Raw genomic sequence first — 26,994 nt, forward strand, 5'->3', positions numbered from 1 at the left:
CAATGCCGACCAGGCCGCCGGCATCAACATCGTGCGTCGTGCGCTGCAGGCTCCGGCCCGCCAGATCGCGGCCAACGCCGGTGCGGAAGCATCGATCGTTGCCGGCAAGATCCTTGAGAACAAGGGCGCGACCTTCGGCTACAACGCCCAGACCGGCGAGTATGGCGACATGATCGCCATGGGTATCGTCGATCCGGTCAAGGTTGTCCGTACGGCTCTTCAGGACGCGGCCTCGGTCGCCGGCCTGCTGGTCACCACCGAAGCCATGATCGCGGAGGCTCCGAAGAAGGAGTCGGCTGGCGGCGGCATGCCTGGCGGCATGGGCGGCGGCGGCATGGGCGGCATGGGCGGCATGGATTTCTAATCCAGCTCTGGCAGCTTTCGCAACGAGAGGGCGGCATCAATGCCGCCCTCTTTTTTTGCGAACCTCGGTCCGATGAACGATCGACGCCAACGCCGGCCATCGGCGTTAGGGCAACCTCAAAAGAACTGTCGAGTTGGTTGCGCGCGGCTTTGCGTCATCAGAGGCGCAAGGCGGTCGCGTGTGAGGATTGCGCGCTCCCATAGGCGGTTTCGGCATGTGCCTCGCCTTCGACATCGACATTGCGGCCAAGCAGGAAATCGGCGGCTTTCGAGGCATGGCTTGCGGCGCGGAAGATGGCGCGGTTGTCCTCGCGCAAAACCGTCAGCCATGAGCCGATGTAGTCGGCATGGCGCACGGTCGGCTCGATGCCGAGACTGCTGCAGATGAAGGCTGATGCGATTTCGGCGACCAGTTCCTCGCGCGCATAGGTGTTGGACCCGAAGGAGCCGGACAGGTCGCGCGCGAGTCGCCTCGGGTGGCCGGTCCAGTGGCCAAGCTCGTGAAAGCAGGTCCGGTAATAGTCGATCTGGTGGAAGAAAGCCGGCTGCGGCGGCACCTGTATGGTGTCGCTGCCGGGCATGTAGAAGGCGCGCTCGCCGCCGACGCGAAAATCAGCGCCGGTTGCATGAATGAGCGCCTCGGCCTGCGGGACCATCTCGCGCTCAGGCAGAGGCTCGCCGGCGGCGTAAAGATGTTCGGGCAGATTATCGCACTGCGCGACATTGAAGACGGTGAAGCGCTTCAGGAAGGGCACCGCCTGCGGTTCGTCGCCATCGGTGTCGGCGCGTTGCTTTTCGTTCTTGGGAACAAAGCGGTCAGCGTGAACGATGGTGGTGCCGTGCTCGCCCTTCCTGACATTGCCGCCAAGCGAAAGCGCCTGCCGGAAGGTGAGCCAGTTCTGGCTGGGGAAACCGCGCTCGATGACCGCGCCCCACAGGATCAGGATATTGATGCCGGAATATCGGCGCTGGGTGGCCGCATTCCGCGGCAGGCCGAGGCCTGTCCTTGCCCTGCCCCACGGCTTGACCCATGGCACGGTGCCGCGCTCCAGTTCGGCAATGATGCGGTCGGTGATTTCCTGATAAAGGCTGGCGCCGGTGCGCCCGCCGCTGTCTGCGCCAGCCTGTCGGCTGCCGCAACGTTTGTTGTTTGCACGCATCGTGATGTCCTCCGCTCTACAATCGCGCGCCCTCCCCGGAAGCGGGGTGGGCGGCAAAAGCGACCGGAAAGGCCCGCCGTCGGAGGCGGACTGCATCAGCAGGACCGGAACGGAGTGGAGGACCCGAAAGCGACAAGCGAAGGGTTGCGGGACGCCGCGGCGGGCCTAGAAGGGAGTGCTGCCCACCCTGCGCCAGGGGGAAGGCCACAATAGAAAGACGCCGGCCGACAGGCCGGCGACCGTCAGCAGCCGAAGGCTGCCCCGCGCCAGGGGGCGATGCCGCAGGGCCAAGACCGCCTGAGCTTGCCGAAGAAAAGCGGGCTCGGTTCACGAGCACCCGGCCAGCGACTTCAGGCGCGGGCGCTCAGGATTGTTGTTGGCGCCCACGGCAGCTGGATGACCGCAACAAGATTACGAGGAGCGACAGCAAAGCCAGCTGCCACAAACGGCACGCTCCGGCAACAACAGCGTGGCCGGTCTACAGATGCTGCCCCGCACGAGAGCCAGCACGCTTTGAGCGCGCATCGGCGATGCAAGCGTTGCAAGCTGGCCATGTCCACAAGGTCGGCGACCACTATATCGCCGACCACCAACGCGGGCGTACCGTCTAAGTGCAGACCTTTCGCGAGTGCGCGGACGCGCGCATTTCATCTGCGATGGCCGGATCTTGCATTCCCGCTTGAGCTGCTCAACGTCAAGGCCTACACGCGCTGCGATCTTGAGAGTGACCCTTCAACTGGGGGAAATCATAAGGGCGCGGTGGAATTCGTCGAACTTTCCCTGTTTTCTCGAGGCGAGTGCGGCGAAGGCTGGGAATTGGGAATCCGGTCCCAGGACCGGGAACTGTTTGATCACAAGCTTCAGATTGGGCTCATGCTTGAAGGCTTTTTGGTAGTTGATATCAGCCAGTCTGCAATGCGGACAGTTGTGGTAGTCATTGAATATGACCAGAACGGCATCGCCTTGCGGGTTGCCGGCGATTGGCGAAGGAGATCGTTGTCGAATGCGCCGCTCCACTTTTGCCTGTCGGTCGACCACGCCTGCCGGTGCAGGTTCGCGCTATATTGGCTCGCCAGCAAGGCGAGGAGTAAAAGAAGAGCTGCGACAGTGATGGCAGTCGGCTTAGACATGAGTCTCCAATCCATGGACGGCGTGGCAGCAACGGCCGCCTTTTTGGTGTAAAATGGGTCAGTTTTGATCGTGCCCCGCAGTTGCTACAGGCGCACAGGTGCCGGTGCGATCTGGCGGTTTCTCAAATACGGCTTTGCGCCATCGGGTCCACCCCAATAGCTGAGCGTCGTTCGCACGGGGAATTGTGTTCACCACGCCGGGCGACTTGACCGTCCACCGCCAGAGCGCTGAACGGTCCGCTAGTGAGGCGCTCCCCGAATCGTCGTTTATCCCGCTCGCCCCGGACCGGGTGACAGCCAGCGTTGCCGCTACGCTGCGGAGAAAAACCGTCAGCGCGTGGCATTCGGACATAAGCTGATCGACGCCAAGAATAAGCCCCACGGAGGTGACCGGTGCGGCCGGAACAAGAAAGAGCGTTGCAGCCATTGTGACGAGGCCTGCACCGGTAATGCGGGTTGTTCCGTTCGAAGGGAACAATGCGACAAACAGCATGAGGATCCGGCAGCCGATCGGGAGATCAGTTTTCGTCGCTTGGGCGATGAAAAGGGCGGCGAGCATCATATTCGTGCCGTCCAGATTGAATGGAATGAGACCCACGACCGAATGCGTGGCGCCGGCCTTTTCCATCTTCTCCATGAGCGAGGCCAGCGCGGCCTCTGAGGAGGACATTGCGAGCAGCAGCTCGTCCTTGATGTATCGGACGAGAGAGAAGAGCGAGCGGCCGTTGTAGCGGCAGACCGCGCCGAACAGGATCGAGAGGAACAGGACCGAGAGGAACAAGACTTGCAGGATGTCGCCTTCCGCGAAGGCACTGGCAATCGTTGACGGGATGATGTTCATCAGGAAGCTGGTCACGGACTGCTCGTGAGCCGTGGCCACATAGCCCTTAACGGCTTCGACATCGAGCGAGGCCGGATCGATGTTGAGGCCGGCGCCAGGCTGAACGATATTCGCGACAATCAGCCCGACAAGGAGTGCTAGCGTCGAGAAGGTAAGGAAATAAACCATCGCCTTGGCGGCAACTCGGCCGACCTTCTGCAGATCGCTCATGCCGGCAATGCCGGTCGCCATTGTCAGGAAGATGACAGGTACGGTGATTATCTTGACGACATCGACGAAGGCATCGCAGAGCGGCTTCAGGCTGTGGCCGGTCTCCAAATGGAAATAGCCGATTGCGGCACCCAGGATTATGGCGGCAAGTACCTGCACGTAGGTCCGGGCAAAATGGCGCTTGCGGGGCGCTAAGATCGCGCGGGGAACTCTTGGAACCAACACCGTCTCTCTCCTTGACCGGATCGGGGTGGGGCTCCTCCCTCTCCCATGCAGTGCTCCGGTCGAACGCTGCGCCCACTTCGGCGCAAACGATGTGCCAAATAGCAAGAGGGGAAAACGCGCAGGACCTCACGCAATGCTTGCGATTCGCTCTCCCACACTCGTGCAGTGGTTGCCTGTCGCAACTATGGAAGGGTCGATTCTGGGAACTCCAAAGGCCGCTCTTTGCGTCGACGCAGCTTGGCTGCCTGGAAGGTTCCCTCTTTGCCTTGCGGTCTGCGAGCTGGGTCCAGATGGTCATCATTTGGCTGCGCGCTGCACGGGGCTCGAAAGATTCAATCGAGGACGGGTCCTCTTGGAAAACGGGGGCAGCGTTGGTCAAGCCCTTCCACCCTGCTGTCCCAATGGTGTTCAGAAGCTCAGTTCACGATCAAGCGATGGATCAGCGTCATCTGGCGTTTGCGCCATCGCGGCGGCGTTGCAACGGGTCTGCCAAAGATGAGCAGGCCGCGAGGCAGGGTCCGAGACCTAGACTCCAACCTCATAGCGCGCTCGGCTCGCGTTCGGAAGGTTCGAACCGCAGCACGATCAGGTGGCGACACCGTTGGTCGGAACCGGAACCCGACGAATGATCGTTCGTGACCGACATCTGTGAACAAGCAGTATGTGTCATTGCAATCACCACCCGTTGCGCGGAAATGCCCATATGGCCGTGAATGAACTGGATTTGGTGATTTTCCAGATGGCGGTGGAAAGCGTCCGCTTGCTCTCTTCAAGCTTTGATGAGAAGGCGGCTGAGATAGCCACGAGGAGCCGTGGTAGCCTTCTTTTTGACGTGCGGGTGGACGGTGACCTGGAGGTCCAGCGAGTCGCAGCCATTGGATATCCAGGCGACAAGATCGGTGTGGTGGCATTGGACCGAGAGGGCCTTGTTAGCTGTTGTTGCCTTGTCAATGGCACCTTCTCACCTTTCATTGCACCGTTGGAGAACTGGACCAGCATGCCCCTTTCGATGCAGGCCCAGATCGATGTCACAGGCTATGCGAGGCTCCTTCTGGCCGCCTTGCGAAATGCTGGACATATGCTGGACAGGTAGCATCGCGATGATGTCTGTGATGAGATGGTGCAAACGGCTGGATGAGGCGATCGCTTGCTGGCAGCTTTGGCAACAAAGCGATCGGTGAGTTCGCAATGCTGGAACACGTCCTTTAGACTCTGCAGTTAAGTTAGCGGACTACCATCTGACGAATGCCCTCTGACAGTCTGCATGGCGCGGCATGCCCTCTTAGGAATGCAGCCGTGGTTCTACACCATCGGCTGTTTTTGTGTCGAAGGCGACGGGCACGCCATGAACGAAGGAAGCGGCCGCCAACAGTTCCTCCAACTCGCGGTCGGTGGCCTTGCATGCCGGCATTAGTGTTCGGATGGCGCGGATCGCCTGCGCCATGGAGAGAAAGCGGACCCTTCCCCTGGAAAGGACATAGGCTTCTGCGGCTTTTTCGACGGTGACGGTGTGAAACGAATTGGTCATGACGAATTCCTCCCTGAACCCTGACCAACCCGACTTATGGCACGAATTCGACCGCCTTCAAGCCTATGTCCGATTGCGGACAATCGCTGCGATTCGTTCAAAACCGCTGATGCTTTTGGGCGACCTGGTGAGGGGCAAGGAGACGTCGGCTGAACCCGTTTCAACCGACATGCTTCAGGCAGCGGCCAGGCCGAAATAACGCTGCTCCTCCTTGTCATAAGCGCCATGTGTGAGCTTTATCAATCCGGCACGGTCGATGATCGTGATCTCGCCGCGCTTGGCGTGCACCAGTCCTCGATACTCAAGCATTTGCAGGGCCGTGGTGACCCCGGGCGGTGGGCGCGAGCATGGTCGCCAGAAATTCATGCGTCGGGAGGATCTTATCTCCTTCCGCACGGTCGTGGACCATCAGCTGCCAGCGGGCCAGCCGTTCTTCGACCTTGGAGTGGCCATTGACCAGTGCCGTCCGGCATGATTGGACGAGGAACGCGTGGGCATAGTCCAGCACTGAGGTGCGAAGCGACGGGCTAATCGCAGGGCGAAGGTTTTCAACCGGCAGGCGCCAGGTAGTGCTTTCCTTTCCGAGAATGACGGCAATTCCTTTCATCCCGTCATAGCCGACAATGCCGACTTCACCTTGCCGCCCGCCGGTCATGGTGGCGACCACCGACGCGATGCCCCTCTCGGGAAAATATACGTTCTTGATCGGCTGATGCGCGACCTCCAACTTGTCCTTGATGCCCGGTTCGACGTGATGCAGCGATGGTCGCAAAAGCGCGAAGTCCTGCGGGGTGAGGGCTTCAGCACCTGGTCGCGAAAGAGGGATCGGGCAAGGCTCTCTTCCAACGGGGCAAGAGCGCGTACGTCTTACTGTCGGCTGCACCGAAGTAAATGCCGGCCGATGCCAAAGCATAGGCTTCGAAACGCGCGATTGCAAAGCCCTGTCGGGGCAGTGCAGTCATGCTAGAAGTCGCGCCGCCTACGATAGGCAGCGGATGACATGATTCCCTTCTGCGGCGGCCACCAAGAACGGCTCGGGCACGCTTTAATCGTTCATACACAAGCTCGCAGGAATGTAAGCAGCGGAACAGTCGGGTGATTCGTACCGCCCTGCCCTTTCAGAGATCAAGTCATTGGACGTCAATTCGGCTGGAACGCCTCGTCGAACGGCCCAGGAAAATGCAGCCGGATGAGCAATGGTGGTTCACCTTATGTGCGGTCCCGGATATGCGGTCCGGCGGCTCATCTCCCAATGGCTTGTCGATGGGGAAGTGGAACTCGTCATGTCGCCGCGAACCGTCACCGCGCTAGCGGGGCTCTTTTGAAGACGCCGGTGTTTTTCTTTGTGGAACTGAATCTGTGAGGTGATTGATGCATGAATCAAACATTTGCGTATTTCCGCTGCATCGGCGACGTATATTGGTCGAAAGTATCGCCCAGGCCCTCGAGACCAAGAACGGCGAGGCGGCGAGCGCGTTCTGGCGCTGTGCCGCCAAGAAAATGCTCATTCAATTGTCCGATGTAGGAATTGCGCCAGAGCTCGCTGCGCAGGAGGTTGGAAGCCTTCTTCATGCGGTCTTGGACGACATGGCCAACCGAACGGTAATGCACAAAGCATAGGCTCGGGCGCTGTTGGACCGCGCGTCAGCTCGGGTCCTTATCGGGGGACTGCTCCGACTGGCCGACGGTCCGGCCAAACCGGCATACCGGCAAAGCTTTGAGGTTGCGATCGCTCACGGCGGCCGGTCCAATATTCTAAGACGACCTCAGAAGCCACGTTGGCTTCTTTGGACGAAGCGGAGGGGCGCCATTTTGGCGTGCTCACGCTGGACTGCGGGTTGCGCCTACGGAAATCCAAAGTCCGGCCGCGCGAGCCAATCGACCGGAACAGTCGAAAGCTCGTGGGGCGGGTCCGCTCACCCTCACGGCGGCGGTGGCGGCCGTGAGCAGACTTAACTCAAGTCACGGCTGAGCATCCGCAGGCGCTATGCCGATTGGATGAGAACTGGTTGCCACAACACCGGCCCGTTGAGGCGTCCCCTCCAGCGGATGCGCAAGAGACTGGCGTAGGAAATATCGAGGAAGCCGGCGACTGCCTCGGTGTTGCCGACCTGCTTGGGCTGTCCGATACGTGACAACGGCCAGGTCGCGAGACGAAGGATCCTTTCGATGCGCGTATCTGTCACCGTTACGATCCCGGAGAGATTGTTGGCCAAGCCGAATTCGATGATCCCCGCGAAGAGCTCGTAGGTTGCTTGGGCCAGGCCGCCAGCTGCCTTCGGCGCTGTCGCAGGGAGATCGAGCGCGAAACGACTACTCTCCCAGATATCGGCACTCGCAGGGACCACCATCTCATCCAGCAGCGTCGGAAACGTATCGCGCAACATTGTCGGTCCGGTGGTCGGCAAAAGGCGGACGCAGCCGCAAGTTCGCCAATCGGACCCCTTGAGAAGCAGGTAGACGGGGTTCAGGCTGTCAAACGAGTCCGTTTCCATTTCGCCTTCGGTCTGCACTTCCCAATCGAGCCGCTTCTTGAAAACCCGATACCTAAGTCCGTGCATTTCCTTGAGTTCGCTCGCAAACTCGGCGTAGCAGTCGGGTGTTATCAGCTGCATCATTGTCGTCTCCGTGCGGGATGTGTCCACGCAATCGAAGGGCAAAGCCGTCATGAATGCAGCCTGTAGACCTTTACAGCTAGACTTGGAGAGGATCAGGATCTCGCCCGAGCAGCCATCCGCACTACGGCCTGGTTGATGGTTCGCACGCCAAGCTTCGCCTTGGCGTTTTCCTGATGGAAGGTCACGGTGCGTTTCGAGACACCGAGAATCTGGCTGATATCCCAGGCCGACTTGCCGCACGCCGCCCATTTCAGGCACTCGAACTCCCGCCGGGTGAGCATTATGCCATCTACCACGCAATCTTCGGCGAGCCTGCGCCGGGCATGGATATGAACGTTGATCGCAACCAGTTGCATTGCTTTTTCGTAGCGCGTCAGCGACCTCAGAAATGGCGGATGCGCCTCGTTGGAGGCGAAGGTCAGTGCGGCGAACCGGCCGCGATGATCATGCATCGACATGGTCAGTCCGCCGCGAATGCCGAACTCAGCTGCTTTTTCCAGGACTTCCTGCTGAGAGGTCGGCAAATAACGGTGATCGCGGTCCACACCCCAGTCGAAGGTATCCCAGCCCCGCAGTCCCCGCAGGATCACGGGATCCACGCTGTGGTAGCGCTGTTGCAGGTAATGTGATGTCCATGATGATGGATAATTCGAGATCAATCGCGGCCTGTCGCCGGAAGCGGATGGGTAGGTGAAATAAGCGAAGAGCGGAAAGTCGAACCCGGCTGCGGCGGACGCCATTGCCTCATGGAGATCGACGGCATCGACGCTTGCAGAGAGTTGCTCGACCAAGGTTTCAAATACGCGATGCATCTGCGCTTAGCGTACCTCGCGGAGGTTGCTGGAAGCCGACGGAGACGTGGTTCTAAATGATGGCCTGTCCCTGCAGGGCATACGACGCGCCGCCGTCATCACCGCAATTGCTGTGCTGCTTCCGATTGGAGAGAGCTCCGCCCACCTGACCAACTACCGATGGGTGATATTGCGACGTTATCGATGAGCCGCGTGTCGCCAAGCCAAGCCGCAGCAAGCAAGCGTGCCGGTCGGTCAAGGCTTGCTAACGATTGCAGGTCTGTTTCTCCGCGAAGCTCCAGGTATTCGAGCTCGCGATAGCCGGCAGCCAGAATTGCTGCACGCGCTTCATCAAGCGTAGGCAGGATGGGGGAGCCGCGTGCAAGCCGCTCGGCCGTATCGAGCAGGACCGATGCTAGTTTTGGGGCAATGGCGCGTTGGGCTGGGGAGAGCCGCACGTTACGCGACGATAGCGCAAGACCATCGGCTTCGCGGACTGTCGGACAGGGCACAATAGTGATCGGAATGTCGAGATCCCGGACCAAGCGCCTGACAAGCTGAAGTTGCTGAAAATCCTTTTCGCCAAAAAAGGCGAAGTCAGCGCCGGCCTGCAGGAAGAGCTTGGCCACGACCGTCGCCACGCCATTGAAATGGCCGAGCCGGAATGCGCCGCAAAGGCATTCGCTGATGCCGGACACTGAAACGGCCGTGGCGAAGCCCACCTGGTACATTTCCTCTGTGTCCGGCACATAGAGCAGATGCGTGCCCAGCAGAGCGAGCTTGGCAGCATCGTCGCTTTCCGTCCGAGGGTAGGCAATCAGGTCGGCGGGGCTGTTGAACTGCTTGGGGTTTACGAACAGCGTCACGATCACCCGCTCGGCCCTTTCGAGCGCCTTCCGCACGAGGCTCAGATGCCCGTCGTGCAAGGCTCCCATGGTCGGCACAATACCGATCGTGGCACCCGAGCGACGCCATTGCGCAACGACGCCGCGCAGCTCGCTCACGGTTCGAGCGATCGGCACGCTCATGTGAAGTCACCGGCCTTCAAGGCGTTGACATAGAGATGTTCGACCGCCGGAAAGTGCCGGTTCCGCATATCGGTGGCGTAAGCGGCGATTGCCGCCTCAGCCTGCTCACCGAGCTCGGCATAGCGTTTGACGAACTTCGGCCGAAATGAGGTGAAGAGCCCGAGCATATCGTGGCTCACCAGAATCTGGCCGTCGCAAGCTGGCGAGGCACCGATGCCGATGGTGGGTATGTCGATATCGGCGGTTATCTGCCGTGCAAGCTGCTCCGGTATCTTTTCCAGCACCAAGGAGAAGGCGCCAGCTTCAGTTACCGCCCTGGCGTCGCGCCTGATCCGCTCTGCATCGGCTCCCCGGCCCTGCACACGATAGCCTCCAAACGTGTTTACCGCCTGCGGCGTCAGGCCCACATGGGCCATGACAGGTACGCCGCGCGCGGTAAGGAAGCGGATGGTTTCCGCGATGGTCTCGCCGCCCTCGATCTTTACCGCTGAACAACCGGTCTCACCCATCACGCGCGCAGCGTTGCCGAAAGCGTGCTCTGGGCTTTCCTCGTAGGAACCGAAGGGCAGGTCGACGACCATCAGCGCGTGTTCAAGGCCGCGGCGAACGGCCTGTCCGTGCATGATCATCATGTCGAGCGTGACCCCCAGCGTCGACGACAGGCCGTGCAGCACCATGCCGACGCTGTCGCCGACAAGAACGATGTCGCAGTGGCGATCGAGCAGCCTCGCGACCGGCGTGGTGTAGGCCGTCAAGCATACAAGTGGCGTCTGGCCTTTTCGCGATCGAATATCTGGAGGAGTCATCCCTTTTATCTCACCAGCCGCGCTCAACCGAGGCCCCTTCCCTTACGTTACCAACAGCGGGTGTCGCGTTTGGCATATTTTTGTGCGACTGCGAAGAGCTAAAAACAGCGCTTGAGTACTCCGGTGTTGACGTGCTGGCTTCCAAGGTTACATTCAATCGATTAAGGCGCTCCGTTGGGCCAACCCGCTTTCGCAAACATGGATCCTCAGACAAGAAGAACCAAGAAAGGCAAAGCCGCCGTCAAAGCTGACGAAGCCAAAGTGGACCTGACTGCCGTCGTGGTCGCCGTAAACGACAGTGAGCCCTGTGTCCTCACAGTCGGTCATGCGGACACCCTCCCTTCTGGACCTTTTGCCCTTGAGCATCGATCACTGCAGTCGGGTTTGAGGGGGTGGGTGGAGCAGCAGACCGGCCATGCACTTGGATACATCGAGCAACTCTACACCTTCGCCGATCGCGATCGCATCGGCACTGAGCGCCACCAGCGCGTCATCTCAATCAGCTATCTCGCATTGACCAGGAAGGAACAGGCAACGAACTCGGCCGCGTGCGGCTGGCAAAGTTGGTACGAATATTTTCCCTGGGAGGACCACCGCTTCGGCACGCCGCCTGTGCTGCTCGATAGATTGCGGCCCCGCCTGATTGAGTGGGCCGGCGGCGCCAGCGAGCCGACCACTCAACGCGAGCGCCGGCAGCGCGCTGCGATAGCCTTCGGCTTCGACGACCGCCATTGGAACGAGGAACTCACGCTCCAACGCTACGAGTTGCTCTATGAAGCTGCTCTGATTGAGGAGGCCGGTGGCGGCAGGGACGCGATTGCGGCCGCGGCTGGCAAACCAATGGTCGCTGACCACCGTCGTATTCTGGCAACCGGGATCGCGCGGCTGCGTTCGAAGATCAAATACCGGCCGGTCGTGTTCGAGCTTATGCGGCCTTCCTTCACGCTGCTGCAACTGCAGCGAACCGTGGAAGCTTTGGCTGGCAGGCTGATCAACAAGCCGAACTTCCGGAGATTGGTCGAGCAGCAGGAACTTGTTGAGGAGACCGGGGAGACCTCCCTCGACACGGGCGGCCGACCGGCGAAGCTTTATCGCTTCCGGCATGCCGTCCTCGACGACAGGGCTATCGCCGGGACAAAATTACCGCTGGCGCGGGCTTGACATACTTATAGTCAAGGTAGATATATTCCCTTATTGTCAAACCGAATATAATCGAGGCGCCAATGACTGGGGCGTTACCTATGGCTGCGTCCTTGTATGAGCGTGTCCGGCGGGTGATCCCACCCGTTGAATGGCCCGCGTTCGCCGGCGATATTGAAGCCATCTTAGCGCTGAAGCGTGAGCGCAATGCGGTGGTGCTGGCGCACAATTACCAGACGCCCGAAATTTTTCATTGCGTGGCAGACATCGTCGGCGACAGCCTGGCGTTGGCCCACAAGGCGGTGACGGTCGACGCCGACATCATCGTGGTTGCCGGCGTTCATTTCATGGCCGAGACGGCAAAACTGCTCAATCCGAACAAGACCGTGCTCATCCCGGATCTCCGCGCCGGCTGCTCGCTGGCCGAATCGATCACGGCAAACGACGTGCGGCTAATGCGGCTGCGGTATCCGGGGGTCCCCGTTGTTACTTACGTCAACACTTCCGCCGCCGTAAAAGCGGAGTCCGACATCTGCTGCACGTCCGGCAACGCCAAGGCGGTGGTGGAATCGCTTGGCGTGGCGCGTGTGCTGATGCTCCCGGACGAATATCTGGCGAGGAACGTGGCAGCCGATACAGACGTCGAGATCATCGCCTGGAAAGGCCATTGCGAGGTGCATGAGCGCTTCACCGCAGCAGACATCCGGGAACTGCGCGATGCCCATCCAGGCGTCATCGTGCTGGCCCATCCAGAATGCCCACCAGACGTTGTCGCGGAGGCGGAGTTCTCCGGCTCGACCGCGGCGATGTCGGATTATGTCGAGCGTGAGAAACCGAAGCGTGTCGTCCTTCTGACCGAATGTTCGATGAGCGACAACGTCGCGGTCGCGCATCCCGACGTCGAGTTCGTTCGCCCATGCAATCTGTGCCCGCACATGAAGCGCATCAACCTGGCCAACATTCGCGCCGCACTCGAGCAGAACCGGCATGAGGTCCGGATTGATCCCGAAATTGCCGGCCCCGCCCGCCGCGCGGTCGAGCGCATGCTTTCCCTATGAGTCTGGAGGTTCGCGAAATCGCGGGGGCGCCGGTCGTCATCGGCGGCGGCATTGCCGGCCTGATGACGGCGCTTCATCTGGCGCCGGAACCGGTCGTGCTTTTGACCAACGCGCCGCTTGGAACCGGAGCCTGCAGTGAACTTGCCCAGGGCGGTCTTGCGGCAAGTCTCGGGGGCGACGACGGCCCAGATTTTCACCTTTGCGACACGATAGCTGCCGGCGACGGACTCTGCGATGAGGCCACGGTGCGGCGAGTGGTACGAGCTGCACCCGAAGCGATTAGGACGATCCAAAGGTTCGGCGTCGACTTCGACCAGCACCCTGACCGCGCGTTGCGACTTGGGCTCGAGGCGGCACACTCGCGACGGCGGATTGTGCATGCAGCCGGCGACGCCACCGGTCGCGAGTTGGTGCGCGCGCTCGTCGCCGCGGTTCGGCGTACAGCCTCGATCACCATTATCGAAAATGTGGAGGTCCGCCGGCTGGTCGTGCAGGACGGGTCGGTCATCGCCGTGGTCGCAGCAGGACGAGCCGGCGCGCTCGCTCTGCCCACGCGTCGCGCGGTGCTGGCGACCGGCGGCGTCGGCGGGCTGTTTTGCGACACGACAAACCCCGCTGGCTCATGGGGTCACGGGCTGGCGCTCGCCGCATGGGCGGGGGCGGAACTCGCCGACTTGGAATTCATACAGTTCCATCCAACTGCGCTCGACGGTCCGCGCCGGCCGATGCCGCTGGTGAGCGAAGCCGTGCGTGGCGAAGGCGCGGTGCTCATCGATGAGCGAGGAGAGCGCTTCCTCGCCGACACACCTGGCGGTGAACTTGCGCCTCGCGACGTCGTAGCGCGCGCCATTTGGCACCAGCTTGCCGTTGGACGCCGCGTATTCCTGGACGCACGGCAAAGTCTCGGCCCGAGATTTGGCAAGCGTTTTCCAGGCATCGCCGAATTGTGCCGGAGCGCAGGAATCGACCCAGCGACCGACCTGATCCCGGTGCGCCCGGCGGCACATTATCACATGGGCGGCGTCGCCGTAGACAGCGCCGGCCGCAGCTCCATCGAGGGATTGTGGGCCTGCGGTGAGGTGGCCTGTACCGGCCTGCACGGCGCCAACCGCCTGGCCAGCAACTCGCTCACCGAAGCGGCGGTCACCGCGAGCTGGGTTGCCGAAAGCGTTGCCGGCACGTCGTATACCCGGCGACCGCGCAGATGCTCCACATTCGTCCCTCCACGACCAGACGCTTCCGTGGTCCGCCCGATTGTCTCCGCCGCCCTGGGTATCATCCGCGACGGCGAGGCAATGCGCGAAGCGGTGGCGACCCTGCTGCCGATCGCAGCCAATAGTGTCGCTGCCTCTGGTCCGGCTTTGGTCTCACTGATGATCGCCGCGGCGGCCCTGAGGCGGGAAGAGAGTCGAGGCGCGCACTGTCGGTCCGATTTCCCGCTCCACGATGCCAACGTGCGCCCATCACGGCTGACACTGCACAGCGCAATGCGGGCCGCGGCCGCACTCGATTGCCGGGCTACCATACGGAGCACTTGATATGACTTCATTCTCCCCCCTCCCCGCGACCCTGATCGAACCGATTGTGCGCGTTGCGCTCCTCGAAGACCTGGGCAGATCCGGCGACCTGACCACCGATGCGGTTATCCCGTATGATTGCACTGCCACGTTGGTGCTCAAAGCGAGGCAGGCGGGCGTCGTTGCCGGGCTCGATCTGGTCTCGTATGCCTTCCTTCTCGTGGAACCGGCGATCAACATCCAGATCTGGCGCCCTGATGGCAGCGAGGTTGGGGCCGGGGAAACCATTGCAAGATTGTCCGGACCCGCACGAGGCCTGCTCACGGCCGAACGCACGGCCCTCAATTTCTTATGCCGGCTGAGCGGCATTGCCACTGCCACAGCGGCCATGGTTGAGGCCGTGCGCGGTCACAAGGCGAGGATTGTATCGACGCGAAAGACGACGCCCGGGCTGCGGGCATTGGAGAAATACGCCGTGCGCGTCGGCGGCGGTGCCAATCACCGGTTCGGCCTCGATGACGGCGTGCTCATAAAGGACAACCACATCGCGATCGCCGGCGATATGCGCACAGCAATAGAGCGGGCGCGCGCCGCAGCAGGGCATATGGTGAAGGTCGAGGTCGAGGTCGACACGCTGAAGCAGCTCGATGCAGCGCTCGCGATTGGTGTTGACGCGGTGCTGCTCGACAATATGTCGGTCGAGGATCTTGCCCGCGCGGTTTCTATAGTGGATGGCCGTACGATCACCGAGGCGTCCGGTCGGGTGATGCCGAAAACGGCGGCGGCGATTGCGGCGACCGGTGTCGATCTCATCTCCATGGGTTGGCTGACGCACAGCGCCCCGATCCTCGACATCGGCCTGGACATGCCGGACCACCAGAACATCTGCAAGCACTTGAACTGAGGATTACGGCGTGAGGAGCAACATCAGCTCGGCAGGCGTAGGAGGTGCTGGAAAGACGTGCCGCAGCTCGCCTTTAGCGAGTGCGCCCCAAAGCCAAGAAGGCGTACCGGACTAGCAAACAAAGGTTTGACGATGACGATTGGAATGAACTCGGAGTTCGACGTGAACCAGACCATGCAATCGGTCGACGGAACGCCTCCGCGATGGAACCGCAAAGAGGCCGAGGCCATCTACGGCATGCCATTCAACGATCTGCTGTTCCTGGCTCAGACGATCCACCGCCAGAACTTCGATCGAAACCGAGTGCAGCTGTCGCGGCTCCTTAGCATCAAGACCGGCGGGGGCCCCGAAGATTGCGGCTATTGCAGCCAGTCTGCGCATTACGAAACCGGTGTGAAGGCGTCGAAGCTGGTGGACGTCAAGCATGTCATCGACGAAGCGGCCAAGGCGCGTGATGGCGGCGCAACGCGCTATTGCATGGGCGCGGCGTGGCGAAGTCCCAAGGAGCGCGACATGGACGTTGTGGTCGCCATGATTGAGGGCGTCAAGGCCCTCGGCATGGAGACCTGCATGACGCTCGGCATGCTCGATCTTGAGCAAGCTGCTCGCCTGAAGCAGGCCGGTCTCGACTACTATAACCACAACATCGATACCTCTGAGCGCTACTATGGCGAGGTTATTTCAACCAGGACTTTTGCCGACCGGCTGAAAACGCTTGGGCACGTGCGCGCGGTTGGGATGAAAGTCTGCTGCGGCGGCATTGTCGGGATGGGAGAAGAAAAGACCGATCGCATCGACATGCTGGTCACGCTCGCGAACCTGCCCGAGCCGCCGGAAAGCGTGCCGATCAACATGCTTATTCCCATCGAAGGCACGCCGCTTGCCGCGGCCGACGCCATCGATCCGATCGATTTCGTCCGCATCGTTGCGCTCGCGCGGGTGATGATGCCGAAATCCTATGTAAGGCTGTCCGCCGGCAGGACGGCGATGAGCGACGAAACGCAGGCGCTGTGCTTCTTTGCCGGCGCCAATTCGATCTTTGTCGGCGACACGCTGCTGACGGCGGGAAATCCCGGCGAGGACAAGGATACCCTTCTGTTCCGGCGCCTCGGCATTGAGCCTATGGAACTCGCCACGCAATGAAGGAGGCAATTCTTGCCCGCTATGACGCAACCTTGCGGGGACTGGGGCGCAAGGACCGGTTGCGGACGCTCGCACCGCGCGCCGGGCTCGACTTCTCGTCGAACGACTATATCGGACTTGCCGCCTCCAAAAGACTGGGCGATGCGGTTTCGACGGCGATTGCGCGGGGCACGCCAGTGGGCGCCACCGGATCGCGGCTGTTGCGCGGCAATGCACCGGAACATGAGCAACTGGAGGCGGACGCAGCGGCATTTTTCGGAGCCGAGCGTGCACTGTTCTTCGGCAGCGGCTATATCGCCAACTTCGCTCTGCTGACGGCCCTGCCGCAGAAAGGCGACCTGCTGGTCCTCGACGAGCTCGCTCATGCCAGCATGCATGAGGGTGCCCAGGCCGGGCGCGCTGAGTTCAAGCTGGCCGCGCACAACGACGTCGACGCTGTCGAGGACGCAATCACCCGCTGGCGCGCCGAAGGCGGCATGGGGCGGGTGTGGATCGCCTTCGAAAGCCTTTACAGCATGGATGGCGACCGTGCGCCGATGGAGAGCCTGGTCGCGCTGGCTGATCGGTACCAGGCATTCATCGTCGTCGATGAAGCGCATGCCACCGGCGTCTGGGGACCGGACGGCCGGGGACTGGCCGCCGCGTATGAAGGCCGCGACAACATCGTCACGCTCCACACATGCGGCAAGGCGCTTGGCGCATCCGGCGCGCTCGTTACCGGACCGCGAACACTGTGCGACTATCTTATCAACCGGTGCCGGCCATTCATCTATGCGACCGCACCATCGCCGCTGATGGCAGTCGCGGCACGTGAGGCGCTGACTATTCTGTCTGACGAGCCTATGCGTCGTGCTCAGTTGCACGAGCGTGTCGCTTTCGCGAGCCGGCAATTGGCCGAACGCTGCGGCGTGATGCCCAGCGGCTCGCAGATCCAGCCGCTTGTGATCGGCGATAACAGCCGCACCATGGCGGTGGCGGCAGGACTGCAGGCACGCGGCTTCGACATACGCGGCATTCGCCCGCCGACAGTGCCTGAGGGTACGTCGCGCCTGCGCATTTCGCTGACTCTCAACGTCGACGAAGCCGACATTTCCGCCATGGTCGAGGCTCTCGTCGGAGTGTTGGCCACAGCATGACCAAACGCATCGTCGTCACCGGAACAGACACTGGAATTGGCAAGACAGTGTTTTCGGCCGGACTTGCCGGGCTGCTCGACGGCTTCTACTGGAAGCCGGTGCAATCGGGCCTCAACGAGGAGACCGACAGCGAGGTCGTCGCCCGGCTTTCCGGCTTGCCCGACGGACGCGTGCTGCCCGAAGTCTATCGACTGACGATGCCGCTGTCGCCGCATCGATCAGCCGAAATCGACGGCGTCGCGATCGAGGCCGACGATCTTTCATTTCCGGTCCTGCCGACACCGCTCGTCATCGAAGGCGCCGGCGGGCTGATGGTGCCGCTCAATCGACAGACAAGGTTCATTGACATATTCGAACAATGGCGGCTGCCGGTCATACTGTGCGCCCGCACCGCGCTTGGCACCATCAATCATACGCTGTTGTCGATCGAGGCCCTGAGAGCCCGCTCCATCCCGCTCATCGGCATTGCCTTCATTGGCGAAGAGGTGGCCGATACACAAAGGACAATCGTGGAATTCGGCGGCGTGCCGCAGCTGGGCAGGCTGCCGCACCTCGGTCCGCTGACGGGTGAAACGTTGAGAGATGCAATGATTTCCGGCTTCGACCTGGCCATGATTGCCGGAGGCGACTGATGGCGGAGTCTCGAGTCTGGCATCCGTTCACGCAGCACGCGCTAGAGCCCTCGCTCCCTGAAATCGTGCTGACTGAAGGCGCCTATCTCCACAAGGCCGACGGCTTCCGCATCCTCGATGCGATTTCTTCCTGGTGGGTCGTCACCCATGGCCATCGCCACCCCCGCATCATGAAGGCCATCGAGACGACCGCCTCGAGCCTCGACCAGATCATCTTCGCGGGCTTCACCCACGAGCCGGCCGAACGGCTGGCCGAGGCGCTTGTAGGCATCGCACCCGCCGGCCTCCACCGGGTGTTCTATTCCGACAGTGGCTCGACCTCAGTCGAAGTCGCGCTGAAGATGGCGCTCGGCTATTTCCGTAACATCGGCGCGTCGCGTTCGCGCATCGCCGTCATGGAGCACAGCTATCATGGCGACACCATCGGCACGATGAGCGTCGGCGCCCGTGGCGTCTTCAACGCCGCCTATGAGCCTTTGCTGTTCGAGGTCGACACCATCCCCTTCCCGGCCGCCGGGCGCGAGCAGGAAACGCTGGATCGGTTCGAGGCCGTTAGCCGCGACCGGCGCGCAGCCGCGCTGATCGTCGAGCCGCTGGTGCTTGGCGCCGGCGGCATGCTGATGTATCCGGCCTGGGTTCTTGCCGAATTGAAGAGGATCGCCGAAGCCTCCGGCACGCTCGTGATCGCCGATGAAGTGATGACCGGCTGGGGGCGCACCGGAACCATGTTTGCCTGCGAACAGGCGTCCGTCTCGCCCGACATCTTGTGCACCTCGAAAGGTCTGACCGGTGGTACCATCCCGCTGGCCGCCACGATCGCCACCGATGCCATCTTCCACGCTCACTTTTCGGAGGATCGCAAGAAGACGTTTTTCCATTCGAGCTCCTACACCGCCAATCCGATCGCCTGCGCGGCAGCACTTGCCAATGTCGAGATCTGGCGTGACGAGCCGGTGGCCGAGCGGATCGCGGTCTTGAGCGCGAGGCAGGCCGCGGGGCTGCAACGCTTCCGGGACAATCCATATTTCACCGACTGCCGGACAACCGGCACCATCGCGGCACTCGACCTACGCACCGGCTCAGCCGGTTATCTGGCCGAGATCGGGCCAAAACTGCGCGCTTTTTTCCTTGAGCGCGGCCTGTTGGTGCGCCCGCTCGGCAATGTCCTCTATCTTCTGCCGCCCTATTGCATCACCAGCGACGAATTGGACGGGCTCTATGACGCGATAGAGGAGGCCGGCGAACGCTTCGGCTCGCGGCCATGAACCTATCGTCGCGCGTTCTCGGCTTCGGCCATCATGCGCCGACGCGCAAGGTCGAGAACCCGGAAATCGAAGACCGGCTCGGGCTTGAGCCCGGCTGGATCGAGCGGCGCACCGGAATTCGCTCGCGCTTCTGGGCAACAGACGAAGACACGCTGTCGGGCCTTGCCGCCTCTGCCGGCGACATGGCGCTGACCAATGCCGGTATCGACCGCGGCGACGTCGGTCTACTCTTGCTCGCCACGTCGACGCCCGATCACCTTCTGCCGCCAAGCGCGCCGCTGGTCGCACATCGGCTGGGGCTAGGCCGCGCCGGAGCGATCGACCTGACCGGCGCCTGCGCCGGCTTCATCTATGCGCTGATGTTCGCCGACGGGTTCACCCGCCTGCACGGCAAAGCGAGCCTTGTCATCGCCGCCAACATCCTCAGCCACCGCATCAATTTGGCCGAGCGCGCCAGCGCCGTGCTGTTTGCCGATGCCGCCGGCGCCATGGTGATCAGTCCTTGCGATGACCCGGATCGAGGCATTCTCGGCGCTTCGGTGGATTCCGACGGCTCGCGCTACGGGCTAATCCAGATTCCCGCCGGGGGAAGCAACACTCCGTTCCATGCCGACCTCGACCTCGCGCAGACACGGATGACGATCACTGACGGCCGTGAAGTATTCAGCAAGGCCGTGGAGATGATGACCGCCTGCTCGAGAGATGCGCTCACTGCTGCCCGACTGAGGCCGCAAGACCTCGATCGTTTCGTGCCGCATCAGGCCAATGCGCGCATTTTCGACGCGGTCGGCAGGAACCTCGGCATCGCTGATCACTCGATCGTCAAGACGATCGCCGAATATGGCAACTCTTCCGCCGCGACGATCCCGCTCTCATTGTCGCTGGCCCATCGGGCGCAGCCGTTTCGGCCTGGCGAGAAAGTCCTCTTGGCGGCAGCGGGTGCGGGTCTCAGCGGCGGCGCGCTTGTGGTGGGAATTTAGCAAAGCAATGCTTGCGCACAGGACTGCTCATGAATGAGACTATGAGAATGGCTCAATACGCAAATAGTCGCCGGCAAGCTCCATAGAGCTGGGGTCCGTGCGGTGCTCCGCGATGTCTAAGTATCGACCCGCTTGCTCAAATCGCAGCGCTCATCGAAGGCCAGCAATACCTCATGCAGAGCGAAAATCCCCAACCGCCCGTTTCAAAGACGCTCGCCCCATTTCGAAACAAGGTGTTTCGCTCAATTTGGGCGGCCACCCAGATTTCCAGCCTCGGTTGGCTAGTGCAAACGGTCGCCATCAGTTGGCTTATGGCAACGATTTCAGCGTCCGACCTCATGGTGGCACTCGTCCAGGCCGCATCCACATTGCCGGTGTTCTTCCTCTCAGTTTTCGCCGGAGCCATTGCCGACAACTTCAGCCGCCGGTGGGTGATGTTTGCGGGACACTGCCTGATAGCATCGGCGTCGACGACGCTGATGATTTCTGTGGGTCTGGGATTTGTCAGTCCTTGGCTGATTCTCGGGTTAGGTTTCCTGGCCGGCTGCGGCTTTGCCTTGAATGATCCGGCTTGGCACGCTTCGGTCGGCGATATCCTTCACAAACGCGACATTCCGGCCGCAGTGACGCTTATGTCCGTCGGATACAACATTGTGCGCAGCGTTGGTCCAGCCTTGGGGGGCGTGATCCTGGCCGTCTTTGGGCCGCTGGCCGCTTTCGCCTTGGCTGCGGTGAGTGATCTGGCGCCCATAAGCGCGATATGGCGCACCAAATGGGAGGTCCGCTCTTCGCCTCTCCCTCGTGAGAGAATGACGACGGCAATTCATGACGGAGTGCGCTTTACGGCGATGTCTTTGGAGATCAGGGCAGCGACCGCCCGAGCCGCTCTTTTCGGGTTGGCAAGCATCTCCATTCTGGCGTTGCTCCCCCTCGTCGTCCGGGATCAGTTGAAGAGTGGGCCAATTGTCTACGGTATCTTATTGGCCGGCTTCGGCATGGGTGCTTTCATCGCGGGTATGGGCAACGGCTTCTTGAGGAAGGTCACGTCTCAAAACAGGCTGGTGGCCTTCGCCTCTGTGGCTTGTGCAGTCTGTTGCCTCTCCCTTGCCCTTACATCGTCGCTTCCTGTGGCGGCCATTTCGCTGGCGCTCGGCGGAGCGGGTTGGCTTATCACCTGGACGGGCATTGACGTGTCGGTGCAGTTGGCAAGCCCAAGGTGGGTTGTAGGCCGCACGCTCTCCATTTACTACGCCTTGAGCGCAGGCGGTATGGCTGCTGGCAGCTGGATCTGGGGTTCTGTCGCGCAAAACTATTCCTTGACCTCAGCATTGGAGGGCGCCGCAGGCGCTCTGTTGCTGGTTGCAGCAGCGGGGATCGTGTTGCCGGTCCGTCCCTGGGAAGAAACCGATCAAGAAAGTTCAGTTTTTCATCCGCCGGACGTGGCTCTCGATCTGAAACCCAGAAGTGGCCCTATCGTGGCCAAGGTCGAGTATTTGATATCGGAGGAAAATATCGAGGCCTTTCTGGGCTCCATGCGCACGCGGCGACACGTCCAGAGCCGTGCCGGTGCACGAAACTGGACGCTCCAGCGAAATCTGCAAACACCGTCACTTTGGACGGAGACATTCCGCACCCCCACCTGGATGGACTTTCTCCGCCTAAATCATCGACTCACCGCAGCAGATAAGGAAGTCGCCCAGCATCTCCTGTCACTGCATGAAGGAGAGGTGCCTCCGCAGACAGTGCTTTCGATTGAACGGACGACCGAGGCAATTCGTACCCGTACCTCGACAATCTTTTCTCGTCCTCCAAGATGACGCCATCAAGCTGCTGTCCAGGGACAGGGTGGATCACCGGTGCTTTGCAGAGCACAGCCTCACACCGAGAGCAGCGTGCTCCGGGTTGTGCGCTTTCGCGCGCACCCAGGCGAGATGATGGTGAACGCGGCGTCAAGTGGAAGTCCCCTGCATACGCTTGCGGAGTCTTCTGCGAGAGCCCATGCCGACGAGCGCCAAACAAGGTCTGATGCCTTTCGGCGTCGTGGCCTCAACTCATCGATTCGCGAGAAAAGCATCGAATGCAGCAGCAACGGCGCGAACAACAAAGCGGTGCTCCGGCCGCACGCGGATGAAGCCGTTTTCGACGTCCAGGATCCCCTCCTCAGCCAGCGTCACCAAACTCTCAACTGAATCGAGAAAACGAGCTGGTTCGATTTCGTGGGCGGCACAGATGGTCGGCACGTCGGCCTCCAAATCGCACATCAGTCGCTCGATGATCGCTGCGCGCACCCGGTCATCGTCGGTCAGACGGTGACCCTTTGATGTCGCCAGACGTCCACTTGCGATGTGCCGGGCGTAAGAATCCCGTGTTACTTCGTTCTGAACATACCCCTCGCGGACTCGGCCAATAGCCGACGCGCCGAAGCCGATCACGTTTTGCAAGTATCGGCCGAGTATCCCAGCGAATTACGCCGTAGGCGCCCGGTCTTCTGGCGCTAGCGCAAGTTCGTCGTCCGGCGGAGCGAAATGATCGAGCCCGATCTCCCGGTAGCCAGCGCCAACCAGTGTCTCGGCGACAGTTGCAGCCTGTTCGGCGCGAAGATCGCCGTCCGGTAGACCTGCCTGCTCGATTAGGCGCTGATTCTTTATCACGGAAGGAATATGCGCGTATCCGAACACCGCAAGCCGGTTGGGGCGCATGGCGACCGCAGCCATCGCGGTCTGGATGCAGGACTGCACAGTCTGTTTCGGTAGACCGAAGATGAGGTCGAAGTTGATATGGCCAACGCCATGCCGGCGGAGATTTTGGACTGCAGCGGCCGTCTGCACCTTACTCTGGATCCGATTGATCGCCTTTGCACATCGGGATCAAAGCTCTGCATCCGATGCTCGCGCGGTTGACACCGTTAGCTGCCAGGGCTTCGGCCATTTCCGGTGTGAACGTTCGGGGATCGATCTCCACGGCGATCGCAGCAGTTTTGCTGAAAGCGAAGTGGCGGCGTAGAAATTCCATCAGCGCCAAGTGCTCGGCTGGCCCGATAAGGTGAGGCGTTCCGCCGCCGAAATGCACATCGCTCACCGGCAGCCCTTGCCGCACTTGCTCCGACACCAAACTGATCTCCTGACGCAGCACCGCTAAATAATTAAGGATCGGGCCGTTGCGACGGATGACCGCGGTAGGGAAGCCGCAATACCAGCACATGGATCGGCAAAACGGAATGTGGAAATAGAGCGACACCGATTCGTCGGCCGGGAGGCCCCCCAGCCATTCCTCATAATCGTCAGCACCAACTGCCGCAGAGAAGTCTGGCACAGTCGGATAGATGGTATACCAAGGCGGCCGGGGGTCCCGGTACTTTGTCAGGATTGAGGTGTGCAAGGAGCTGTCATCCCACGTCGCTCATCCATCATTCTTTCGTTGCGCGCTCGTCCTGGTCTCTGACCTAAGTCAGTGCGTCCCGCTTATGTCGCAGTCTCGTTTGGACAGGATGGGGTCAACCACGCCGGGGAGCGCGCGTGCCATGGTTGCGCCTGAGGTGATGGTGCGGTGCCGCATTCAACGTCTGAGTACGTGACGCCAGTGCAGTGTGCTTGAGGCGTCTGCGGAAGAACTTTGCAATGCGAAATTCATGTCCGACGCAACGGACCTGTCAAGCCTCGTTCAGACGCCATCCAGGTCCAGCCAGCGGCCTTCCCTGCCGGCCGAAAAACCATACCGGCTTTAGCCACCGAGACGCTCTAAAGCTGACGTCGGCTCATTTGATGAAAGGAGGACGCCGCTAGGGGGTGCACAAGGTTCCCCGGCTTGACGTCGCTTCGAGCGAAGAGCGGTGTGGCTTGTCGTCAAGCGCCGGGCAGCGTGCCCCCTACCGATATCCCGAAAAGATCGACCAAGATGGCCATGCCGACGCCACACGCGGTCTGGATGAGGCCGACCATGAAAATGCGATTGGCGCGTTCGTAGATGGGGCGCCGCAAGGAACTCATGTCGAGCAGCATGGACAGCGCTCTCATCTGCAGTGCGATGCCGAGCAGGATCGGCACTACGGCGAACAGATCGTAGAGTTGCCATGGCAAGGGGTTCGCGGCCCAATGAGTGAGGAAGCCGAGGGAAAAGGCAAGCAGGATACCCACGGCAGTGATTGTGCCGTTGCGGAAAATGGTCTCGATCGGTTCTTCCTTCGGATCGTGCTCGTCCAAGCGGCTTCCTTTCGTTGCTCTTTCCGTCGAGACTAAGTTCTCGAGAATACTGTTCATCGCCAATTACTCGAGGCGAGCCGTAGGCAGCCGTTTCAGGGTGCGCTCCCTCTCGCTTCCGGCCGCGCAATGTACCTGCACGGCGAACTTACAGCGGCGAAAAGGTGCTGCGGCCACCATGCGACGCCTCGGACGTGCACGCCCTCTGTTCCTGGCGCAGCCCTTGCGGAGCGTACGCGCAGTGATCCTTCTCGGTAGCGGATGGCGCGGCCTCCGTTGCGGTCAGACGGGAAGCCGTCGCTGTTAAACGAGACTGTCACATATCGAACATGGCGAACCGTGTCGCACATTTCTTTTCGCAGTGACCCTCAAAAAAAGTGATTCCAGCGAGACGAAGGCGCGTCGGCCCGATTTTGGTGTCGGCCGCATCTACGCTTCAGGTTGGCATGTCGCTTGCTGCTCTATTCGGAGAGCTGCAGCGGTCCGACCGGAGTGTTTCACATGTAAACGATAATGAATCTCCTAGCAGAAAACACTATTATAAGTACATGTGGCTTTTACGCTGGCTCACCTCTCGTGTCAAGCGCTTTGGCGTCCACATATTGGAGACAACACGCACAAAATTTAGAGGAAAAGCTTGCTCTTTCGCCTCTATCCTTTTTATTCCTTCATGGAGATCTAGACATGTACATCAAGAGTCCTCTTCTCGGCTTAACTGCTCTGATGACCATTTCCGTCGGTCGAGCAGCTGGCGCCGAGCGGGAACCGGCCGAGTACATCAAGATCTGCGACGTCCTCGGCTCGGGATATTCCTATATTCCCAACACCGAGACCTGCCTGCGCATCGGCGGCTATGTCCGTTACGATATCGGCCTGGGTGACGTCCGATCGTATGACAGCGCAAGAACCTCGGACGTGAGAACTGGCGAGGACCAAGGCACTTGGCGAAACAGCACACGCTTCACGTTCAAAACTTGGACCGGCCAGCAGACCGAGCTCGGCGCGTTGACGACCTATACCGAAACCCAGGTGAATTTTGGCAACAGCGCTAACTCGCATGACAGTCCTCAGAACTATGATTTCAACAGCGGCCTCGCACTGGCTTCTGCCTGGGTCGAGCTGGGAGGCCTGCGAGTTGGCAAGGAGGGGTCGGCCTTCGATACGTTTGCAAGCTACGCTGGCAACGTTCTCGATAGTATGCTCGTTCCGTCGGCCGGCTTCGACACCAACGTGGCTCAGTACCACTTCGACGCCGGCAACGGCATTTCGACTGTGATTTCGCTCGAACAAGGATCGGGCTCAGCCGGTACTATCGACAGCTATATTCCGCACGTTGTCGCCGGCTTGAAATACACGCAAGGCTGGGGCTCGATCATCGGCGTCGCGGCTTATGACAGCAATTACGAAGCTTTTGCCGGCAAGATCCGCGTCGACGTCGCTGTCACAAACCAGCTGTCGCTGTTTGGACTCTTCGGCTACGGTTCCAATGCCAGTCTCAACGAGGACTCAAACGGCGCAATTGCCAATCATGGGCGCGGCTCGTACAAAATCTGGAACGGCCAGTGGGCTTTCTGGGCGGGCGCCACCTACGAGTTTGACGAGAAAACTTCGTTCAACCTTCAGGTCTCGGGTGATCAGCTCAAGGATGCTGGTGTGGCTGCAAACGTCGCCTACATGGTCGTTCCCGGCTTCACGGTCACAGCCGAGGTCGATTACGACCACTACGGCAACTCTGGCCTCGGCCCTGCCGAGCCTACCGCCGTCAAGGGCACGAGCAAGCCGAACAGCGTCGGCGGCATTCTCCGCTTACAAGGCTCATTTTGAAATCTCTCCAGTCGCGAGCATGGCAAAGGCACTTGCCTCGACAACGCACGCATGGAGAGCTTCGTTCGCCATCTTGAAGTCTGCATCGACCGTCCACGGCCCATCGTACCAACTAGAAACTGAAAGTTATGAGCCCTGTGTACTACACCTAGCCCTTGACCTGCCCGATGAACCGGCCAGGGGCCGTCAGTTCAAATTCGGGGCCGTTTAGAGGGCAGTGTGAGGCCGTGTTAGGTAAGCGCCACTGCAATGTCGAGGCCGCGACACGCCTGTCGCTTTGGACGGCTGGAATTGCCCTTCGCGGCGCCATTCATTCTCTCAACATTTACGTGATAATGCACGCTGAGTCCGAGCCGCGTGGCAGCACCCATCCTAGGTGTGAGCTTTCGAGAGGTTGTCCATTCGGACCGGACCGAGGAGACTGGAGTTACCACGCTTCAGCATCCATCGGAGGGTCCGAATGAACATCCACAAGAATGCCCGTCTCACACCGCTGCGT

25 protein-coding genes and 1 pseudogene are annotated in these 26,994 nt (G+C 60.9%); 14 read left to right on the forward strand and 12 right to left on the reverse strand.

The window, feature by feature from the left end:
• The coding region (locus tag EOA13_RS32410) for a TCP-1/cpn60 chaperonin family protein (RefSeq protein WP_281040883.1) at positions 1-364 on the forward strand (364 nt) is incomplete at its 5' end.
• Between the two features lie 157 nt (positions 365-521).
• Here EOA13_RS32410 and EOA13_RS32415 read toward each other — a convergent pair.
• From EOA13_RS32415 to EOA13_RS32425, 3 genes are all read right to left on the reverse strand, one after another.
• Positions 522-1,523: a zincin-like metallopeptidase domain-containing protein gene (locus EOA13_RS32415; RefSeq protein WP_063169241.1), complete on the reverse strand. Its 1,002-nt coding sequence runs from the start codon at positions 1,521-1,523 to the stop codon at positions 522-524.
• A 732-nt stretch (positions 1,524-2,255) separates the two neighbouring features.
• Complete coding sequence (locus EOA13_RS39110; RefSeq protein ID WP_126057771.1) at positions 2,256-2,561, reverse strand: thioredoxin domain-containing protein; 306 nt, start codon at positions 2,559-2,561, stop codon at positions 2,256-2,258.
• 150 nt (positions 2,562-2,711) lie between these two features.
• Entirely contained in the window at positions 2,712-3,926 is a 1,215-nt protein-coding gene (locus EOA13_RS32425; RefSeq protein ID WP_210326676.1) for a cation:dicarboxylase symporter family transporter, read from the reverse strand.
• A 706-nt stretch (positions 3,927-4,632) separates the two neighbouring features.
• Between EOA13_RS32425 and EOA13_RS32430 the strand changes: the two genes are divergently transcribed.
• Positions 4,633-5,022 (forward strand): hypothetical protein, encoded by a 390-nt coding sequence (locus EOA13_RS32430; protein ID WP_024505560.1) that lies wholly within the window; start codon positions 4,633-4,635, stop codon positions 5,020-5,022.
• 189 nt (positions 5,023-5,211) lie between these two features.
• On the opposite strand, the gene EOA13_RS32435 is transcribed toward EOA13_RS32430, so the two are convergent.
• The 3 genes from EOA13_RS32435 to EOA13_RS32440 all read right to left on the reverse strand — a co-directional run bounded on the left by EOA13_RS32435 (position 5,212) and on the right by EOA13_RS32440 (position 6,229).
• On the reverse strand, positions 5,212-5,457 hold the full coding sequence (locus tag EOA13_RS32435) for a hypothetical protein (protein ID WP_063169243.1): 246 nt from the start codon (positions 5,455-5,457) through the stop codon (positions 5,212-5,214).
• A 174-nt stretch (positions 5,458-5,631) separates the two neighbouring features.
• Positions 5,632-5,766, reverse strand: a complete 135-nt coding sequence (locus EOA13_RS39460; RefSeq protein ID WP_256754986.1) for a hypothetical protein — start codon at positions 5,764-5,766, stop codon at positions 5,632-5,634.
• The gene (locus EOA13_RS32440; protein ID WP_224570941.1) at positions 5,759-6,229 is read right to left on the reverse strand and encodes a hypothetical protein; all 471 of its coding nucleotides are present in this window, start codon (positions 6,227-6,229) and stop codon (positions 5,759-5,761) included. The genes EOA13_RS39460 and EOA13_RS32440 overlap by 8 nt, the downstream gene beginning before the upstream one ends.
• 599 nt (positions 6,230-6,828) lie before the next feature.
• Between EOA13_RS32440 and EOA13_RS39115 the strand changes: the two genes are divergently transcribed.
• Entirely contained in the window at positions 6,829-7,077 is a 249-nt protein-coding gene (locus tag EOA13_RS39115) for a DUF6074 family protein (RefSeq protein WP_063169245.1), read from the forward strand.
• A 365-nt stretch (positions 7,078-7,442) separates the two neighbouring features.
• Here EOA13_RS39115 and EOA13_RS32450 read toward each other — a convergent pair whose 3' ends face one another.
• From EOA13_RS32450 to panB, 4 genes are all read right to left on the reverse strand, one after another.
• Positions 7,443-8,075, reverse strand: a complete 633-nt coding sequence (locus EOA13_RS32450) for an acyl-homoserine-lactone synthase (RefSeq protein ID WP_063169246.1) — start codon at positions 8,073-8,075, stop codon at positions 7,443-7,445.
• A gap of 92 nt (positions 8,076-8,167) precedes the next feature.
• Positions 8,168-8,887: a LuxR family transcriptional regulator gene (locus tag EOA13_RS32455; RefSeq protein ID WP_063169247.1), complete on the reverse strand. Its 720-nt coding sequence runs from the start codon at positions 8,885-8,887 to the stop codon at positions 8,168-8,170.
• A gap of 98 nt (positions 8,888-8,985) precedes the next feature.
• Positions 8,986-9,894 (reverse strand): pantoate--beta-alanine ligase, encoded by a 909-nt coding sequence (gene panC / locus EOA13_RS32460; RefSeq protein ID WP_063169248.1) that lies wholly within the window; start codon positions 9,892-9,894, stop codon positions 8,986-8,988.
• Entirely contained in the window at positions 9,891-10,727 is an 837-nt protein-coding gene (panB, locus tag EOA13_RS32465; RefSeq protein WP_063169249.1) for a 3-methyl-2-oxobutanoate hydroxymethyltransferase, read from the reverse strand. The genes panC and panB overlap by 4 nt, the downstream gene beginning before the upstream one ends.
• Positions 10,728-10,898: 171 nt before the next feature.
• Between panB and EOA13_RS32470 the strand changes: the two genes are divergently transcribed.
• From EOA13_RS32470 to EOA13_RS32515, 10 genes are all read left to right on the forward strand, one after another.
• Positions 10,899-11,861 carry a membrane protein gene (locus EOA13_RS32470; protein WP_024505567.1) on the forward strand — a complete coding sequence of 321 codons (963 nt, stop codon included), beginning with the start codon at positions 10,899-10,901 and terminating at the stop codon, positions 11,859-11,861.
• 62 nt (positions 11,862-11,923) lie between these two features.
• On the forward strand, positions 11,924-12,898 hold the full coding sequence (gene nadA, locus EOA13_RS32475; protein WP_063169250.1) for a quinolinate synthase NadA: 975 nt from the start codon (positions 11,924-11,926) through the stop codon (positions 12,896-12,898).
• On the forward strand, positions 12,895-14,436 hold the full coding sequence (locus EOA13_RS32480; protein WP_063169251.1) for an L-aspartate oxidase: 1,542 nt from the start codon (positions 12,895-12,897) through the stop codon (positions 14,434-14,436). The genes nadA and EOA13_RS32480 overlap by 4 nt, the downstream gene beginning before the upstream one ends.
• A gap of 1 nt (position 14,437) precedes the next feature.
• Entirely contained in the window at positions 14,438-15,319 is an 882-nt protein-coding gene (gene nadC / locus EOA13_RS32485) for a carboxylating nicotinate-nucleotide diphosphorylase (RefSeq protein ID WP_063169252.1), read from the forward strand.
• Positions 15,320-15,493: 174 nt separating this feature from the next.
• Positions 15,494-16,462, forward strand: coding sequence for a biotin synthase BioB (gene bioB, locus EOA13_RS32490; RefSeq protein WP_245490545.1), 969 nt, complete (start codon positions 15,494-15,496; stop codon positions 16,460-16,462).
• The gene (locus EOA13_RS32495) at positions 16,459-17,598 is read left to right on the forward strand and encodes an 8-amino-7-oxononanoate synthase (protein ID WP_024505572.1); all 1,140 of its coding nucleotides are present in this window, start codon (positions 16,459-16,461) and stop codon (positions 17,596-17,598) included. The genes bioB and EOA13_RS32495 overlap by 4 nt, the downstream gene beginning before the upstream one ends.
• The gene (gene bioD, locus EOA13_RS32500; protein WP_063169254.1) at positions 17,595-18,230 is read left to right on the forward strand and encodes a dethiobiotin synthase; all 636 of its coding nucleotides are present in this window, start codon (positions 17,595-17,597) and stop codon (positions 18,228-18,230) included. The genes EOA13_RS32495 and bioD overlap by 4 nt, the downstream gene beginning before the upstream one ends.
• A complete protein-coding gene (locus EOA13_RS32505) occupies positions 18,230-19,495 on the forward strand; it encodes an adenosylmethionine--8-amino-7-oxononanoate transaminase (protein WP_063169255.1) in 1,266 nt (421 codons plus the stop codon). The genes bioD and EOA13_RS32505 overlap by 1 nt, the downstream gene beginning before the upstream one ends.
• Positions 19,492-20,475, forward strand: coding sequence for a beta-ketoacyl-ACP synthase III (locus EOA13_RS32510; RefSeq protein ID WP_063169256.1), 984 nt, complete (start codon positions 19,492-19,494; stop codon positions 20,473-20,475). Before EOA13_RS32505 ends, EOA13_RS32510 begins: the two co-directional genes overlap by 4 nt.
• A 173-nt stretch (positions 20,476-20,648) precedes the next feature.
• Entirely contained in the window at positions 20,649-22,292 is a 1,644-nt protein-coding gene (locus EOA13_RS32515) for an MFS transporter (protein WP_063169257.1), read from the forward strand.
• A gap of 234 nt (positions 22,293-22,526) precedes the next feature.
• Here the strand turns inward: EOA13_RS32515 and hemN are convergent.
• Both hemN and EOA13_RS32525 read right to left on the reverse strand, forming a co-directional pair.
• Positions 22,527-23,853, reverse strand: a pseudogene (gene hemN / locus EOA13_RS32520) (oxygen-independent coproporphyrinogen III oxidase).
• Positions 23,854-24,317: 464 nt separating this feature from the next.
• Positions 24,318-24,674, reverse strand: coding sequence for a hypothetical protein (locus tag EOA13_RS32525; protein WP_024505577.1), 357 nt, complete (start codon positions 24,672-24,674; stop codon positions 24,318-24,320).
• A gap of 681 nt (positions 24,675-25,355) precedes the next feature.
• Between EOA13_RS32525 and EOA13_RS32530 the strand changes: the two genes are divergently transcribed.
• A complete protein-coding gene (locus EOA13_RS32530) occupies positions 25,356-26,495 on the forward strand; it encodes a porin (protein ID WP_063169258.1) in 1,140 nt (379 codons plus the stop codon).
• Positions 26,496-26,994: the final 499 nt, after the last annotated feature.

The sequence above is a fragment of the Mesorhizobium sp. M7A.F.Ca.US.011.01.1.1 genome (assembly GCF_003998295.1).
Classification (GTDB): domain Bacteria; phylum Pseudomonadota; class Alphaproteobacteria; order Rhizobiales; family Rhizobiaceae; genus Mesorhizobium.

Bases quoted from the DNA above. Each gene is read 5' to 3' on its own strand.
- nadC (WP_063169252.1), top strand. From the start codon at position 14,438: ATGACTTCATTCTCCCCCCTCCCCGCGACCCTGATCGAACCGATTGTG.
- panC (WP_063169248.1), bottom strand. From the start codon at position 9,894: ATGAGCGTGCCGATCGCTCGAACCGTGAGCGAGCTGCGCGGCGTCGTT.
- bioD (WP_063169254.1), top strand. From the start codon at position 17,595: ATGACCAAACGCATCGTCGTCACCGGAACAGACACTGGAATTGGCAAG.
- EOA13_RS32480 (WP_063169251.1), top strand. From the start codon at position 12,895: ATGAGTCTGGAGGTTCGCGAAATCGCGGGGGCGCCGGTCGTCATCGGC.
- EOA13_RS32430 (WP_024505560.1), top strand. From the start codon at position 4,633: ATGGCCGTGAATGAACTGGATTTGGTGATTTTCCAGATGGCGGTGGAA.
- EOA13_RS32505 (WP_063169255.1), top strand. From the start codon at position 18,230: ATGGCGGAGTCTCGAGTCTGGCATCCGTTCACGCAGCACGCGCTAGAG.
- EOA13_RS39115 (WP_063169245.1), top strand. From the start codon at position 6,829: ATGCATGAATCAAACATTTGCGTATTTCCGCTGCATCGGCGACGTATA.
- EOA13_RS32510 (WP_063169256.1), top strand. From the start codon at position 19,492: ATGAACCTATCGTCGCGCGTTCTCGGCTTCGGCCATCATGCGCCGACG.
- EOA13_RS39460 (WP_256754986.1), bottom strand. From the start codon at position 5,766: ATGCTTGAGTATCGAGGACTGGTGCACGCCAAGCGCGGCGAGATCACG.
- EOA13_RS32435 (WP_063169243.1), bottom strand. From the start codon at position 5,457: ATGACCAATTCGTTTCACACCGTCACCGTCGAAAAAGCCGCAGAAGCC.
- EOA13_RS32415 (WP_063169241.1), bottom strand. From the start codon at position 1,523: ATGCGTGCAAACAACAAACGTTGCGGCAGCCGACAGGCTGGCGCAGAC.
- bioB (WP_245490545.1), top strand. From the start codon at position 15,494: ATGCAATCGGTCGACGGAACGCCTCCGCGATGGAACCGCAAAGAGGCC.
- EOA13_RS32530 (WP_063169258.1), top strand. From the start codon at position 25,356: ATGTACATCAAGAGTCCTCTTCTCGGCTTAACTGCTCTGATGACCATT.
- EOA13_RS32515 (WP_063169257.1), top strand. From the start codon at position 20,649: ATGCAGAGCGAAAATCCCCAACCGCCCGTTTCAAAGACGCTCGCCCCA.
- EOA13_RS32450 (WP_063169246.1), bottom strand. From the start codon at position 8,075: ATGATGCAGCTGATAACACCCGACTGCTACGCCGAGTTTGCGAGCGAA.
- EOA13_RS32495 (WP_024505572.1), top strand. From the start codon at position 16,459: ATGAAGGAGGCAATTCTTGCCCGCTATGACGCAACCTTGCGGGGACTG.
- EOA13_RS32470 (WP_024505567.1), top strand. From the start codon at position 10,899: ATGGATCCTCAGACAAGAAGAACCAAGAAAGGCAAAGCCGCCGTCAAA.
- nadA (WP_063169250.1), top strand. From the start codon at position 11,924: ATGACTGGGGCGTTACCTATGGCTGCGTCCTTGTATGAGCGTGTCCGG.
- EOA13_RS32455 (WP_063169247.1), bottom strand. From the start codon at position 8,887: ATGCATCGCGTATTTGAAACCTTGGTCGAGCAACTCTCTGCAAGCGTC.